Source organism: Actinomycetospora aeridis, assembly GCF_037400275.1.
Lineage (GTDB): Bacteria > Actinomycetota > Actinomycetes > Mycobacteriales > Pseudonocardiaceae > Actinomycetospora > Actinomycetospora aeridis.
Window position 1 is genome coordinate 572,200 of sequence record NZ_JBBEGL010000002.1, and the last position, 14,376, is coordinate 586,575.

At 76.3% G+C, this 14,376-nt stretch carries 14 protein-coding genes; 4 read left to right on the plus strand and 10 right to left on the minus strand.

What is annotated here, in order from left to right; all coding sequences use genetic code 11:
• Positions 1 to 90: 90 nt before the first annotated feature.
• Entirely contained in the window at positions 91 to 2,409 is a 2,319-nt protein-coding gene (locus WCD41_RS08320) for a sodium-translocating pyrophosphatase (RefSeq protein WP_337712940.1), read from the minus strand.
• Between the two features lie 228 nt (positions 2,410 to 2,637).
• Here WCD41_RS08320 and sftH point away from each other — a divergent pair, with 228 nt between their 5' ends.
• Complete coding sequence (gene sftH, locus WCD41_RS08325) at positions 2,638 to 5,001, plus strand: DEAD/DEAH box helicase (RefSeq protein ID WP_373695086.1); 2,364 nt, start codon at positions 2,638 to 2,640, stop codon at positions 4,999 to 5,001.
• 393 nt (positions 5,002 to 5,394) lie between these two features.
• Here sftH and WCD41_RS08330 read toward each other — a convergent pair whose 3' ends face one another.
• The 9 genes from WCD41_RS08330 to WCD41_RS08370 form a co-directional block, all read right to left on the minus strand.
• Positions 5,395 to 6,039, minus strand: coding sequence for a bifunctional DNA primase/polymerase (locus WCD41_RS08330; protein WP_337712941.1), 645 nt, complete (start codon positions 6,037 to 6,039; stop codon positions 5,395 to 5,397).
• A 188-nt stretch (positions 6,040 to 6,227) separates the two neighbouring features.
• Entirely contained in the window at positions 6,228 to 6,734 is a 507-nt protein-coding gene (locus WCD41_RS08335) for an Rv3654c family TadE-like protein (protein WP_337712942.1), read from the minus strand.
• Positions 6,731 to 7,255 (minus strand): TadE family type IV pilus minor pilin, encoded by a 525-nt coding sequence (locus WCD41_RS08340; RefSeq protein ID WP_337712943.1) that lies wholly within the window; start codon positions 7,253 to 7,255, stop codon positions 6,731 to 6,733. Before WCD41_RS08340 ends, WCD41_RS08335 begins: the two co-directional genes overlap by 4 nt.
• A 17-nt stretch (positions 7,256 to 7,272) precedes the next feature.
• Positions 7,273 to 7,503: a DUF4244 domain-containing protein gene (locus WCD41_RS08345; RefSeq protein ID WP_337712944.1), complete on the minus strand. Its 231-nt coding sequence runs from the start codon at positions 7,501 to 7,503 to the stop codon at positions 7,273 to 7,275.
• Positions 7,504 to 7,545: 42 nt separating this feature from the next.
• Positions 7,546 to 8,268: a type II secretion system F family protein gene (locus tag WCD41_RS08350; RefSeq protein WP_337712945.1), complete on the minus strand. Its 723-nt coding sequence runs from the start codon at positions 8,266 to 8,268 to the stop codon at positions 7,546 to 7,548.
• The gene (locus tag WCD41_RS08355) at positions 8,265 to 9,083 is read right to left on the minus strand and encodes a type II secretion system F family protein (protein ID WP_337712946.1); all 819 of its coding nucleotides are present in this window, start codon (positions 9,081 to 9,083) and stop codon (positions 8,265 to 8,267) included. The genes WCD41_RS08350 and WCD41_RS08355 overlap by 4 nt, the downstream gene beginning before the upstream one ends.
• Positions 9,080 to 10,381 carry a TadA family conjugal transfer-associated ATPase gene (locus WCD41_RS08360; protein ID WP_373695087.1) on the minus strand — a complete coding sequence of 434 codons (1,302 nt, stop codon included), beginning with the start codon at positions 10,379 to 10,381 and terminating at the stop codon, positions 9,080 to 9,082. Before WCD41_RS08360 ends, WCD41_RS08355 begins: the two co-directional genes overlap by 4 nt.
• Positions 10,378 to 11,481, minus strand: a complete 1,104-nt coding sequence (gene ssd, locus WCD41_RS08365) for a septum site-determining protein Ssd (protein ID WP_337712947.1) — start codon at positions 11,479 to 11,481, stop codon at positions 10,378 to 10,380. The genes WCD41_RS08360 and ssd overlap by 4 nt, the downstream gene beginning before the upstream one ends.
• A 176-nt stretch (positions 11,482 to 11,657) precedes the next feature.
• On the minus strand, positions 11,658 to 12,395 hold the full coding sequence (locus WCD41_RS08370) for an oxidoreductase (RefSeq protein ID WP_337712948.1): 738 nt from the start codon (positions 12,393 to 12,395) through the stop codon (positions 11,658 to 11,660).
• A gap of 190 nt (positions 12,396 to 12,585) precedes the next feature.
• On the opposite strand from WCD41_RS08370, the gene WCD41_RS08375 reads away from it, so the two are divergent.
• The 3 genes from WCD41_RS08375 (at position 12,586) to WCD41_RS08385 (ending at position 14,371) form a co-directional block, all read left to right on the plus strand.
• The gene (locus tag WCD41_RS08375; protein WP_337712949.1) at positions 12,586 to 13,245 is read left to right on the plus strand and encodes an acetate uptake transporter; all 660 of its coding nucleotides are present in this window, start codon (positions 12,586 to 12,588) and stop codon (positions 13,243 to 13,245) included.
• A gap of 17 nt (positions 13,246 to 13,262) precedes the next feature.
• A complete protein-coding gene (gene arfB / locus WCD41_RS08380; RefSeq protein ID WP_337712950.1) occupies positions 13,263 to 13,709 on the plus strand; it encodes an alternative ribosome rescue aminoacyl-tRNA hydrolase ArfB in 447 nt (148 codons plus the stop codon).
• A 179-nt stretch (positions 13,710 to 13,888) separates the two neighbouring features.
• Positions 13,889 to 14,371, plus strand: a complete 483-nt coding sequence (locus WCD41_RS08385) for a phage holin family protein (protein WP_337712951.1) — start codon at positions 13,889 to 13,891, stop codon at positions 14,369 to 14,371.
• Positions 14,372 to 14,376 lie beyond the last annotated feature (5 nt).

Genomic DNA, 14,376 nt, shown 5'->3' on the forward strand with positions numbered 1-14,376 from the left:
TCCGCGGCGCCTCGTGGGAACGAGCGAAGGGCCCCTTCGGTCGAGTAGATCGACCGAAGGGGCCCTTCGCTCAGTACGTGCTGACCCGCGTCAGGCCTGGGCGGGAGCCGCCGCGTCCTGGTTGGAGTCGGCGATCGCGGTCGAGCGGCGCTTCGACACGTAGATCGCCACGGCGATGCCGATGAGGGCGACGACGGCGATGGTGATGCGGACGGCCGGGTTGGCGTCCACGCCCACCGACAGGGTCACGACGGCCGGGGCGATCAGCACCGACACCAGGTTCATGACCTTGATCAGCGGGTTGATCGACGGGCCGGCGGTGTCCTTGAACGGGTCACCGACGGTGTCACCGATGATCGTCGCCTCGTGGGCGTCGGAGCCCTTGCCGCCGTGGTTGCCGTCCTCGACGAGCTTCTTGGCGTTGTCCCAGGCACCACCGGAGTTGGCCAGGAACACGGCCATCAGCGTGCCCGCGGCGATCGCGCCGCCGAGGTAGCCCGCCAGCGGGCCGACGCCGAGGCCGAAGCCGACGGCGATCGGGGCGAGGATCGCGAGCAGGCCGGGGGTGGCCAGCTCGCGCAGCGCGTCCCGGGTGCAGAGGTCGACGACCTTGCCGTACTCCGGACGACCCTCACCCTGGCCGCCGCGGTACTGCATGATCCCGGGGATCGAGTTGAACTGGCGGCGCACCTCGTAGACGACCGCGCCGGCGGCGCGGGACACGGCGTTGACCGCGAGACCCGAGAACATGAACACCACGGCCGCGCCGATGATCACGCCGACCAGCAGGTTCGGGGCGGTGATGTTGTAGATGTCCCCGATGGCCTGGTTGGCCTCCGCGTAGGCCTGCGTGATCGCGTCGTTGTACGACCCGAACAGCGCCGTCGCGGCGAGCACCGCGGTGGCGATGGCGATGCCCTTGGTGATCGCCTTCGTCGTGTTCCCGACCGCGTCGAGCTCGGTGAGGATGTCGGCGCCGGCGCCCTCGACGTCGCCGGACATCTCGGCGATGCCCTGCGCGTTGTCCGACACCGGACCGAAGGTGTCCATGGCGACGATGACGCCGACCGTGGTCAGCAGGCCGGTGCCGGCGAGGGCCACGGCGAACAGGGCCACGAACACCGAGCCCGAGAGCAGGAACGCGCCGTAGACGGCGGCACCGATCACGATGGCCGTGTAGACCGCCGACTCGAAGCCGACCGAGATGCCGGCGAGGATGACCGTCGCGGCACCCGTGAGCGAGCTCGTGCCGACGTCCTTGACCGGCTGGGTCTCGGTGCCGGTGTAGTAGCCCGTCAGCGACAGGATGATGATCGCGAGCACGATGCCGATGACGACGGCGACGGCGGCGATGACCTCCGGGCTGCCGGCGGCGGCGAGGTCGCCGATGCGCGAGGCGTCGACGCCGGGCAGCTCCGCGAAGCTCGACGGCAGGTAGTAGAAGGCCGCGAACGAGCAGGCCACGATCGAGATGATCGCCGAGATGTAGAAGCTGCGGTTGATCGCGCGCAGTGCGTTCTCGCCCTCGCGGGTGCGCGTGATGAACACACCGATGATCGCGGTGATGACACCGATCGCGGGGATGATCAGCGGGAACGTCAGGCCGAGCGTGCCGAAGGCGACCGAGCCGAGGATCAGGGCGGCGACCAGGGTCACCGCGTAGGACTCGAACAGGTCCGCCGCCATGCCGGCGCAGTCACCGACGTTGTCGCCCACGTTGTCCGCGATGGTCGCGGCGTTGCGCGGGTCGTCCTCGGGGATGTTCTGCTCGACCTTGCCGACGAGGTCGGCGCCGACGTCGGCGGCCTTGGTGAAGATGCCGCCGCCGACACGCATGAACATGGCGAGCAGGGCCGCACCGAGGCCGAAGCCCTCGAGGACGCGCGGGGCCTCCTCGACGAAGATCAGCACGACGATCGCCGCGCCCAGGAGGCCCAGGCCGACGGTGGCCATGCCGACCACGCCGCCGGTGCGGAACGCGATCTTCGCGCCCTTGTCGCGCCCGCCGGGCTCGTTGGCCGCCGCCGCGACGCGGATGTTGGCCTGCGTCGCGAGGTTCATGCCCAGCGCGCCGATCGCCATCGAGAACAGGGCCCCGACGACGAAGGCGACCGAGCGGCCGATGAGCTCGCCGGTGCTGGTCGCCGGCAGTGCGAAGAGCACCAGGAAGACCACGACGATGAACGGGGCGAGCGTCTTGAACTGGCGGGTGAGGAAGGCGCTCGCGCCCTCCTGTACGGCCCGGCCGATGTCACGCATGCCCTGCGTGCCCTCGTCGGCCGCCAGGACCTGCTGGCGCAGGACGACGCCGATGACCAGCGCGATGACGGCGACCACCGCCACCACGATGACCACGATGTTGTCGCCGGCGGAGAACGTGATCCCCGCGGCGAGGACGGACGCTTGCATCCAGCCTCCCGGTTGGCACTTCACTTCGACGCGCCCGGCCAGGCCGCACGGCGACGACCTCGGCGCGTGATGATCAGCCACCGACCCGATACACCGGGTGGTGGACAGGTGCCGCAGTGTAGGAGGTGCGCGTCACCCGGTCGCACAGCAGTTCCCCCGAGTGCTGTGAGGTGTGTTTCTTTCACGAACGAGAGCGCCGGGACGGGGGCTGTGTCAGGGTCGGATCGCGTGGGGACTGGTCAGCGGCTCGAGGACGGCCTCGATCCCCTCCCCGACGACACCCGGGGAGCGCGCCTGTTGCGCCGGGTGCTCGCCGGCACCCCGTCCGGCGAGAGCCCGCTGACCCACGCCGAGATCGTCCCGGCGCGTGACGGACGTCCCACCGGATGGCCGGACTGGGTCCCCGAGACGGTGCGCGCCCCGTTCCTGGCCCGGGGGGTGACCCGCCCCTGGGGCCACCAGGCCGCCGCCGCCGAGCACGCGTGGGCCGGCGAGCACGTGGTCGTCTCCACCGGCACCGCGTCCGGGAAGTCGCTGGCCTACCAGCTGCCGGTGCTCACGCGCCTGCACACCGACCCCCGCGCGACCGCGCTCTACCTCTCCCCGACGAAGGCGCTCGGCGCCGACCAGCTGCGGACAGTCCACGACCTGCGCATCGACGGCGTCCGCGCCGCGTCCTACGACGGCGACACCCCGATCCCCGAGCGCGACTGGGTCCGCCAGCACGCCAACTGGGTGTTCACCAACCCCGACATGCTCCACCGCGGGGTCCTGCCGCGGCACGGTCGCTGGACGACGTTCCTGCGCCGCCTGCGCTACGTGGTGATCGACGAGTGCCACTCCTACCGCGGGCTGTTCGGCTCGCACGTCGCGCTGCTGCTGCGCCGCCTGCGGCGGGTCTGCGCGCGGTACGGCGCGCACCCGACGTTCGTGCTGGCCTCGGCGACGGTGTCCGAGCCCGCCGCCTCCGCCTCGGTGCTGACCGGGCTGGACGTGGTGGAGGTCACCGACGACGGCTCCCCGCGCGGGGCGCGGGCGGTGGCGCTGTGGGAGCCGCCGCTGCTCGAGGAGGTCACCGGCGAGAACGGGGCGCCCGTGCGGCGCTCGGCGGGGGCGGAGACCGCCCGGATGCTCGCCGACCTCGTCCTCGAGGGGGCCCGGTCGCTGGCCTTCGTGCGCTCGCGGCGCGGGGCGGAGCTGACCGCGCTCGGGGCGCGGCGCGTGCTCTCCGAGGTCGACCCCGAGCTGGCGGCGCAGGTGGCCGCCTACCGGGCCGGCTACCTGCCCGAGGAGCGCCGGGAGCTGGAGCAGGCGCTGCTCACCGGCGCCCTGCGGGGCGTCGCGACGACGAACGCGCTCGAGCTCGGGGTCGACATCGCGGGGCTCGACGCCGTCGTGGTCGCCGGCTTCCCGGGGACGCGGGCGTCGTTCTGGCAGCAGGCGGGCCGGGCCGGGCGGTCGGGTGACGACGCCCTGGTGGTCCTGGTGGCCCGCGACGACCCGCTCGACACCTACCTCGTGCACCACCCGCAGGCGATGCTCGGCGCACCGCTCGAGCGCTGCGTGCTCGACCCCACCAACCCGTACGTGCTCGCGCCGCACCTGGCGTGCGCGGCGTCGGAGATCCCGTTGACGCGCGACGACGTGGACGCGCTGGGCGGCCCGGCGGCGCTCGCGGTGGTGGACGACCTCGTGGCCGAGGGACTGTTGCGGCGCCGGCGCGGGGGATGGTTCTGGTCGCACCCGACCGACCGGCCGCACGCGGGCGTCGACATCCGCGGCAGCGGCGGCGAGCAGGTGGTGCTCGTCGAGACCGAGACGGGACGGATGCTCGGCACCGTCGACCCCGGCACGGCGCCCGCCACCGTCCACCCCGGCGCGGTGCACCTGCACCAGGGCGAGAGCTACGTCGTCGACACCCTCGACCTCGACGACGGTCTCGCGCACGTGCACGCCGAGGACCCGGAGTGGACGACCCAGGCGCGCACGGTGATCGACATCTCGGTGGAGGAGACCGAGGAGTGCTCGGCGTTCGGCGACCTGCAGGTCTGTCTCGGGTCGGTCGAGGTCACCGAGCAGGTGGTCGGCTACCTGCGCAAGCTCCCGTCCGGCCGGGTGCTGGACTCGACGCCGCTGGACATGCCCGCACGGTCACTGCGGACCCGGGCGGTCTGGTACACGCTCACCGAGACCGCGCTGCTCGCGGCGGGTCTGGCGCCGGCGCGGTGGCCCGGTGCGCTGCACGCCGCGGAGCACGCGGCGATCGGGCTGCTGCCGCTGGTGGCGACCTGCGACCGCTGGGACATCGGCGGCGTCTCCACCGCCCTGCACCCCGACACCGGCCACCCCACGGTGTTCGTGCACGACGGCCATCCCGGCGGCGCGGGCTTCGCCGACCGGGCGCACGAGGCCCTGCGCGAGTGGCTCACGGCGACCCGGGCCGCGATCTCCGACTGCGAGTGCCCCTCGGGGTGCCCGTCGTGCGTGCAGTCGCCGAAGTGCGGGAACGGCAACGACCCGCTCGACAAGGCCGGCGCGATCCTGGTGCTCGACGCGGTGCTGGGGCGGCTCGCCGAGGACCCGGCGGGCTGATCCGGCGGAGCGAACGGGGAGTTCGGGCGCGTAGAAGCAGCGAACAGCACGTTCGCTGCAGCATCTCGGGGCTTGGCTCCGCCGCGGGTCGGGGGTTCGGGGTCCGCCCGACCCGCGGCGAGGTCTTGTACGCCGCAGGCCGGGGAGTCTCTCGACCCGGCCTGCGGCGCCGTTGGTGGCGGCGGTGGGCTGCGACGCGGTCGCGGCGGCCCACCGCCGCGGGGTCCTCTCCGGCCCGACCGCCGGCCGGTCGCGACGGGTGGACCGGCGCGTCGGCGTACGGGAGTCCGGGTGGGCGACGGGCGCGCGGCCGGTCGTGCTGGCCTCGCTGGTCCGGCGTCGCCCGGGAGGGGACCCGATGTGTGGAGTTGTGGTGGTGTCGCCGCCGAGCGTCTAGGAGCGGACCCCGGTGGCCACGGTGGCGAGGCGGTAGGTCGATCCGCCGCCCGCGACGGTCGGACGCTGGGCGACGGCTTCGGCCAGCGCGTCCTGGACGCGGAACGGGTCGGGCAGGTTCCAACCGCAGGCCGACGGGCGGACCCGCCAGTGCACCGAACCCTGCGGATGGGTCGACGGCGGCGCGGCGAACCAGCTGCCGCGGCCGTGCAGGACGATGCCGGCGCGCTCGGCGAGGTCCGGACGGAGGGGCTCGCCCGCCCCGACCGGGAACAGCCACTCGCCGGTCGGCGTCGCCGCGATCGGCACCGGCACGCCGACCGCGCGCAGCACCGCGGTGGCCCGCCGCCCGACCGTGGCCGGGACCTCGAGCACGTCGAAGGTCAGGCCGGTGGGCAGGAGGATCGAGTACGGAAGGCCGGACCACCACTCGGCGATCTGGTCGCAGTCCGTCGACGCCCGCCGGGCCCAATCGTCGACCACGGGGCACGGCCCGTCCTGCGACGCGTCCGGGCACCCGCTCCAGACCTCACCCTGCGGGAAGGTGCCCGGGACGACAGCCCAGCCGTGGTCGGCGAGCACCATGGCCTCGGCACGGAGCTCCGTGCCGTAGACGGCCCGATAGCTGTCCCACCACTGCATCGGCTTCCTCCTGGACCGGTTCCTGCTCCCGGTGTGATGTGTCCAGTAACGGCCTGCACACGCTGCTTCGCCACCCGTCATCGCTCATCGGCCGTGATCACACGCCGAGCGTCACGGTCGGCCCCGTCGAGCGGGCGAGCGCGCGACGAACAGCAGGCCCGCGCCCGGTTGCTCGACCGGGTCACCGCTCACCCGGGGCCGACCTCCGCTCGTCCCGGGACGTTCACCTCGCGGTCGCCCCCGGTCATCGCCGGGACGCCGGACGGGGTCGTCCCCTGCGCCACCGGACCCGCGCGGGCTCGCCCGGTCGCGTCGCCGGACACGCTCGGGAGGCAGCCGCACGGGCTCGCCGTGACGACGATCACCGTCCAGCCCTCGACGGCGCAGCTCACCAGGCGGGCGCCGTTGCCCGCCGCGATCCCGGCGGCGCGGCCGCAGGCGACGTCGGCCCCGCGTACGGCCTCGCGGGCGCCGGCGAGCGCGGCGAGGTCGGCGGCCGACTCCGCCCGGTGACGTGCCAGCGTGGCCGCCCCGAGCTGCAGGCCGAGCCCGAGCAGGCACACGAGGACCCCCACCGCGGCCGCGGCGAGCACGGTGGCCGAGCCATCGTCGGGGCCGCTGTCAGGGCCGCTCTCGGGGCCGCTCTCGGGGCCGCTGTCGCCGACCGCTCGTCGACCGCCCGCCGCACCGCTCACCGTGGACCGCCCGTCGTCGTGCGGGGCGCGGCGTCCGACACCGCATCGGACACCGCGGCCGGCCCCGCATCCGGAGCCGCATCCGACCCCGCCTCCGGAGCCGCATCCGACCCCGCCTCCGGAGCCGACCGGGGGACCGACGCCGGCTCGGCGCCGACGTCGGTCCCCGGCCCGCCGGGGAGCGGATCCGGGCCCTCGGCCGGCGCCACCGGCGAGGGCTCACGGGCGGCCAGCGCCTCCGCGCCGACCCGCAGACCCGGCAGCGCCGAGCCCAGCGGGGCCGCGCGCACGTGCACCACCACGTCGTCCCCGCGCACCTCCACCCCGACCTCCGCGCCGGCGGGCAGCAGGCGCTCCGCCGCCCGCCGGGCGCCGTCGACGTCGCCACGGGCCCCGAGACGCGCGGCCTCGATGGCCGCGTCGACGCACCGCAGCTGGAGCACGACCGCACCCATCGCCGCGAGGACCACGGCCAGCACCACGACGAGCGTGCCGACCGCGAACGCGGCCTCGACGGTCACCGACCCGGCGTCGGTGCTCAGAAGGTGCTGGTCAGCGCCCGCTGCACGATGCCGGTGAGCGCCCCGAGGATCGCGTCGTTGGTGACCACCGTGTAGAGCAGCGCCCCGAAGGCCGCGGCGGCGATCGTCCCGATCGCGTACTCGGCGGTCGACATGCCCGCGTCGTCGTCGCGTAGATGCGCCAGGCGCTCGCGGAGCCGGACCGGGCCGGCCACGCCGGGCGCCGACCGTCGGGCAGGTGCGTTCATGGCGTTCTCCTCTCCTCCCACGCCCCGGCGGGGCGGGCGGTCTCATCGCTGCTCCAGCAGCGGTCCGGCGAGCCCCACGACCACGGGGACGATCCCCAGGGCCAGGAACGCCGGCAGGAAGCACAGGCCCAGCGGACCGGTGACGAGCACGCCCGCCCGCTCGGCGCGCGCCTCGACGGCGTCAGCGGCCTCGGCGCGCAGGTCGGCGGCGACGGCCTCCACGACGTCGGCGACCGCTGCGCCGCTGCGCGCCGACCGCCGCGCCGCCCGGGCGAGTCGCGCCGTCTCCGGGCACTCCAGCGCGGGCGCCCAGGCGGCGGACGGGTCCGAGCCCAGGGCGACGAGGTCGGCGACCCGCCCGAGGGCCTCGCCGGCGTCCGGGGGCAGCGCGGGCACGACGGCCCGGGCGGCGCGGTCCAGCGAGAGCCCGGCGCGTAGGCAGGCGGCGAGCTGGTCCCACGCGCCGGCGAGCCCGAGCGGGTCGGGTCGGGGGCGCGCCCGCCGCGCCCGCCACCGGGGCAGCAGGACGGCGAGCGCGGCGCCCGCGGCCCCGGCGAGCAGGCCGGGGAGGACCGCCCCGGCGGCGGTGAGGGCGACGCCGGTGGCGAGGAGCGCCAGCCCGGGCAGCAGGCCCGGACGCGGCGTCTCGCGCGGCCGGGGGCTCGTGCGGACCGTCCGGTGGTGCGCGGTGACGGGTCCGGGCGCCGCGAGGAGCGCGGCCGCCAGGGACAGCAGGGCGAGGGCCGCGCCGACCGCGGTGCTCACCGTGCCACCCCCGCGACGATGCGCTCGGTCCACGCGAGCCCCGCGCACACCAGGGCGACGCCGACGACGAGCAGCACCTGCCCGACGGCGCCCCCGGTCAGGACCGCCCACGGGCGCGCGCCGATCCCCTCGCCGAGCAGCACCCCGAGCACGGGCAGTCCGCCGAGCACCGCCGCGGTGGCCCGCGGTCCGGCCAGGCGTGCCCGCAGACCGCCCGCCATCCGTGTGCGGGCCCGTAGGTCGTGGGCCACGGCGCCGGCGGGCCCGGCGAGCGCGATGCCGTGCCGGTCCGCGAGCGACCACGCCCCGGCGAGGCGCTCGAGGTGGGCGGCCACGGCCGGCTCCCGGGTCCGTGCGGCCCGCAGGGCGGCGGGGACGTCGCCGCCGAGGTGGGCCGTCGCGCCGAGCAGCGTCATCACGCGCGCCGCGACCGGGTGGGCGTCGGCGCCCGCCGACGACGCCGCCGCGGCGGGTGGCGCACCGGCCCGGATCTCCGCGGCGAACGAGGACAGCGCCTCGGCGAGCCCCGCCGTGGCGGCGTCGCGGTCGCGCCCGGCGCGCGCGGCCGTGCGGTGCCGGTGCAGCGTCGCGGCGAGCACGAGAGCCGCGAGCGCGCCGCCCGGACCGGCCACGCCGAGCCCGAGTAGCGCGGCGGCCGGGAGCAGGACGCCCCGGCGGCGCAGGAGCACGGTGAGGTCGGCGGCGCGCCGGGGCGACGACGACCGCGACACCCTCGGTCTCGCCAGCCGCGCCCGCGCGGTCGGCGCCGGCCAGCAGACGAGGGCCGCGGCCAGCAGCAGGAGCGAGGCGCTCACGCCGGCGCCCGCTGCAGGACGGCCACGCCGGCCACGACCGGCACGGCCAGGGACGGCCGGAGGGGGGTCACGGGCGTCGGCGACCCGGGAGCCGGTGGGTCCGGCGGGTCGGGTGCGTCCTCCCACGGCGGCGCGACGCCCCGCTCGCGCAGCATCGCCGCGAGGTCCGCCCGGCCCACCGCCCAGCCGTCGCCACGGGTCCACGCCGGCACCACGACGACCTCGCCCGCCCCGTCGCGCCGGCGCAGGACACCGACGGCGTCGAGCGTGCGCATCCCGTCGCGCCCCCGCCGCACCTGCAGGACCACCTGGACGGCCGCGGCGAGCTGGCTGTGCAGCGCGGCCGGGCCGAGCCCGCCGAGGGCCGCGAGGGCCTCCAGCCGAGCGGGGACCTCGCGCGGCGCGTTCGCGTGCACCGTGCCCGCCCCGCCGTCGTGGCCGGTGTTCAGCGCGGCGAGCAGCTCGACGACCTCGCCGCCGCGGACCTCGCCGACGACGAGCCGGTCGGGGCGCATCCGCAGCGCCTGGCGCACGAGGTCGCGCAGCAGCACCTGGCCCGCGCCCTCGACGTTCGCCGGGCGCGCGACCATCCGCACGACGTGCGGGTGCACCGGCCGCAGCTCCTCGGCATCCTCGACGCACACGATCCGCTCGCTCGCCGCCACCTCGCCGAGCAGCGCCGAGAGCAGCGTCGTCTTGCCCGACCCGGTGCCGCCGACCACGAGGAACGCCAGCCGCGCCGCGACGATCCCCCGGAGCAGGGCCGCGCCGTCCGCGTCGACCGTGCCGGTGGCCGCGAGCGTCGCGAGGTCGTGGCGGGCCGGGCGCAGCACCCGCAGCGAGACGCACGTGCCGTCGGCCGCCACCGGCGCGAGCACCGCGTGCAACCGCACCCCGGAGGCGGGCAGCCGCGCGTCGACGTACGGGCTCGCGTCGTCGAGACGGCGGCCGGCCGCGCTCGCGAGCCGCTGGGCCAGGCGTCGCACCGCGTCCTCGTCGGGGAACACCACCGCCGTGCGCTCGAGGCCGGCGCCGCGGTCGACCCACACCGCGTCCGGCGCGGTGACGAGCACGTCGGAGACCCCCGGCTCGCGCAGCAGCTCCTCCAGCGGCCCGGCCCCCACGAGCTCGCGCTGCAGCCCGCGCACGGCGGTGAGGACGTCGGCGTCGCCGACGACCCCCCGCGCCTCGGCCCGCACCGCCGCCGCCAGCTCACCGACACCGGCCCGGCCGCCCGCGGTGACGAGGCGGGTACGGACCCGCTCGACCAGCTCGGCCGGCGCCGCCTCGGTGCTCACGCCGCCCGCCCACGATCGGTGGCGGCCTCGAGCGCGTCGAGCACGGCGCCCGCCGCGTCACGCAGCGGACCGGCCCGCAGGCCGGGGACCTTGCCGCGGTCCAGTGCCGCGTCGAGGCCCGGCTCCGCGGACACGGCGGCGACCACCTCGAGGCCGAGGGCCTGCGCGACGTCGTCGGCGTCCAGCCCGCCGGGCGCGGGACCGCGGACGACCAGCCGCAGACCCACCCCGCGCTCGGCGAGGGGCTCCGCGACCCGGGCGGCCGCGGCGACGGCGCGGACCTCGGTGGGGACGACCATCACCACGAGATCGGCGACGTCGGCGACGGCGAGCGCGGTGTCGGTGGGGTGGCGCGGGAGGTCGCACACCACCACCTCGCCCGCGCGCCGGCCCGCCTCGACGACGGCGACCGCCGCGCCCGGGTCGGGTCCGCCACCGGACCGGTCGCAGGACAGCACGGTGAGCATCCCGTCGGGCGAGGGCAGCGCCTCGTGCAGCGACGCCGCGGCGACCCGGCCGCCTCCCCCGCCGCCCAGCGCGAGACCGCCCCATCGGAAACCCCCGAGCTGCTCGGCCCCGGCGAGGAGGTCCAGCCCGCCGCCCAGGGGGTCGCAGTCGACGAGCAGCACGCGCGTGCCACGGGCGCCGGCCGCGGCCGCGACCGCCACCGCGAGCACCGACGCCCCGGCACCGCCCCGCCCCCCGACCACGGCGACCACCCGCCCCGGCCCGGCGTCGCTCCCCGCTCCGGGATCGGCGAGCGCCGCCACCAGCCAGTCCTCGCCGTCGGGCAGCGACACGACGTGCTCCGCGCCCACCCCGACCGCGCGCTCCCACACCGAGCCCGGCGGCTCGCCCCGGCAGAGCACCACCACGCCGTCGCGGCGCCCGAGACGCAGCGGGCCGAGGGCGCGAGCGGCGTCCTCGTCGAGCAGCACGCGCGTGGCGCCGTGCCAGCGCCGTCGCAGGGCGGCCGCGTCGGGCACCCGTTCGAGCTCGACCTCCGCCGCGGCCCCGAGCCGCACGACCTCGTCGAGGAGCTCCTCGTCGTCGATCATCACGACCACGCGCCGCTCGGTCGTGCCCGCCCTCGTCGCCATCACCCGTGTCCTCCCCGCTCACCGCCCGACGAGGAGCACGCTGCCGCCCCGACGGCCCGCACCGTGAGCAGCGGATCGGCGCCTGTGGATCGGCAGGCGGGGTGGGGACAACCCCGTCGCACGTCGGGCCGGGGATCGGGCCCGGACGCCGCAGCGGCGGCGGCCGTCCGGAAGACCTACGCGCTCGCGGCCTCCGCGATGCCGTACCCCTCGCGGGCGCCGACCTGCCAGGCCGCGGCGCAGTGCGCGAACCACCGGGCCAGGCCCTCGGGCTGCCCGGTCGCGAACCCCGCGGCCGCCGCGCGGTACTCCTCGGCCGCCCGGTAGTGCCCGACCTCGGGCACGGCGAGGCCCTTCGGGTCGAGCCCGGTCGCGACGGCGGTCAGGCGCGCCGCGGCCCGCGCGACGACCCCGGTGGCGGACGGGAAGGGGGTGAGCGCCAGCAGCTCCCCGTGGACGACCGCGACGAGGACCGGGGCCGGCACCGACGTCCCGCCCGTGACGAGGCCGGCCAGGGCGTCGAGACGCTCCCCGACTCCGGCGTCGCGGCGGGGCCGGCCGAGGTCGTCGTCGGTGACCCCGGGCAGGTCCGCGGCGGCGAGCACGTGCAGCCGGGCCAGCGCCTGGCGCGGCGCCGAGCGCCAGGCCGACAGGAGCCCGCCGAGCGCATCGGCCACCCGCAGCGACCCGGCGAGCACGGCGTCGTCGACCGGCCCGTCGGCGGGCAGCTCGGCGGAACCGCCGTCGAGGTCCGCCGACGCCCGCGCGGCCCGCACCAGGGCCTCGGCCGAGGTGGCGGGCCAGCCCCGGCGGTTCGCGCGATGGTTGTTCACCCGGGTCAGCGCCTCGCGGACGGCCTCGGCGTCCTCGGCGACACCCGGGAGGCGGGTCAGGGGCTCGAGCGGGTCGGTCACGGCGGGATCGTCGCAGGAGACCGTCGACGACCCACGTCACAGCCCATCGCACACGTCCGAACGGTCCCCCTGGCAACCCCCGAACGGCCCTGGATCGGTCCGGTCGGCCGGGTTCGATTATCCGGTTCGCGAAGGTGGGCAGCCCCTGGTCCACGTGACCCGCAACACAGCCGACTCCAGGGGAGCCCCCATGTCCAGCACGACCGAGATGCGCGAGGAGCGCACCACGCGGACGACGCCGGAACGGGCTCCCGCACCCGCCGATCCCACACAGAACATTGCCGACCCCGGCCCCCTCGGCCTCGCCGCGTTCGCGCTGACGACCTTCGTGCTGAGCCTCTTCAACGCAGGATTGGCCCCGGAGGCCCTGGAGCCCGCCGTCCTGCCGCTGGCCCTGTTCTACGGCGGTATCGCGCAGTTCGTCGCCGGGCTGTGGGAGTTCCGCAAGGCCAACACGTTCGGCGCCACCGCGTTCTGTTCCTACGGCGCGTTCTGGCTGGCCTTCGCCGCCTACGTGCAGTTCATCGAGCCGGAGCTCGAGGCCTCGGGCGTCCCCGAGTCGGGCGTCACCACGGCCACGGGGCTCTTCCTCGTGGGCTGGGCCGTCTTCACGCTGTACATGCTGATCGCCTCGCTGCGCACCACCAGCGCGCTGGTCGGCGTGTTCGCCACGCTGTTCCTGACCTTCTCGCTGCTCGCCGTCGGTGACCTCACCGGTGCCGACGCGATCGCCACCGTCGGCGGGTTCGTCGGCCTCCTCTCCGCGCTGATCGCCTGGTACGCCTCGGCCGCGGTCGTCACGAACGCCACCTGGGGCCGCACCGTGTTCCCGGTGGGTCCGCGGAGCTGAGCGGGCATCCTGGCGGCGTGCCGCCGGACCTCACCGACGTCGCGGGCGATCTCCTGGTCGCCCGCGACGTCGTGCTGCCCGCGGCGGCGCTGCAGTGGCGCTTCTCCCGCGCGAGCGGTCCCGGCGGGCAGGGCGTGAACACCACCGACTCGCGGGTCGAGCTGTCGGTGGACCTGCGTCACGCACCGTTGCGCGACGACGATCGTGACCGGTTGCTGACCCGCCTCGCCGGACGTCTCCACGACGGCGTGCTCACGGTCGTCGCCGCCGACGACCGCTCCCAGCGCCGCAACCGCCGCGCCGCCCGCGACCGCCTGGCCGCGCTGCTGCGCGACGCGCTCGCCCCGGACCCGCCCGACCGCCGGCCCACCGCCCCGTCCCGGGCCGCGCGGCGGCGACGGCTCGAGAACAAGCGTCGGCAAGGGTCGGTGAAGGCCCTGCGGCGTCGCCCGACCGGCGAGTGACCCCGTTCGAGGGAACCGTCGGAGTACACACCGACGTCGGGGGGAAGACCGGGTCCGGCCGTGGTCAGTGGGCGGTAGGCCGTGTGGCGCGGCGTACCACCGGTGACGTGGCACGATGACCGACCTCAGCACCCGCTCGCCGACCCGGACCGAGCGACCGAACACCGCCAGGAGCGCCCGTGACCCGCCCCGAGCAGCCGGCCAGCGGCTCGTCCACCCCGCCGGTGGTCCCGTCGATCCCCCTCAACGCCGAGCCCGTGCGGCAGGACGGCGACGCCTCCGTCGGCTCGCTGGTCAAGGAGGTCTCGACCCACGTCTCGACCCTGGTGCGGGCCGAGGTCGAGCTCGCCAAGACCGAGATCACCGCCGAGGTCAAGAAGGGGGTGCAGGGCAGCATCTTCTTCGTCGTCGCCGGCGTGGTGGCCCTGTTCAGCCTCTTCTGGTTCTTCTTCGCCGTCGCCGAGGCCTTCAACCAGATCTGGGACTACCAGCAGCGCTGGGCCGGTTTCCTCATCACGTTCGGGATCATGCTGATCGTGGCCGGCGTCGCGGGCTTCCTCGGCTACCTCAAGGTCCGCAAGATCAAGGCGCCCGAGCGGACCATCGAGACCGCCAAGGAGTCGGTCGCGGTGTTCAGCCGCGGCCGGTCCGACGCCGCCTGAGTACC

Excerpts from the sequence above, each read along its gene's own strand:
- ssd (WP_337712947.1), bottom strand. The coding sequence starts at position 11,481 with ATGGCGACGAGGGCGGGCACGACCGAGCGGCGCGTGGTCGTGATGATC.
- WCD41_RS08375 (WP_337712949.1), top strand. The coding sequence starts at position 12,586 with ATGTCCAGCACGACCGAGATGCGCGAGGAGCGCACCACGCGGACGACG.
- WCD41_RS08345 (WP_337712944.1), bottom strand. The coding sequence starts at position 7,503 with ATGAACGCACCTGCCCGACGGTCGGCGCCCGGCGTGGCCGGCCCGGTC.
- WCD41_RS08330 (WP_337712941.1), bottom strand. The coding sequence starts at position 6,039 with ATGCAGTGGTGGGACAGCTATCGGGCCGTCTACGGCACGGAGCTCCGT.
- WCD41_RS08320 (WP_337712940.1), bottom strand. The coding sequence starts at position 2,409 with ATGCAAGCGTCCGTCCTCGCCGCGGGGATCACGTTCTCCGCCGGCGAC.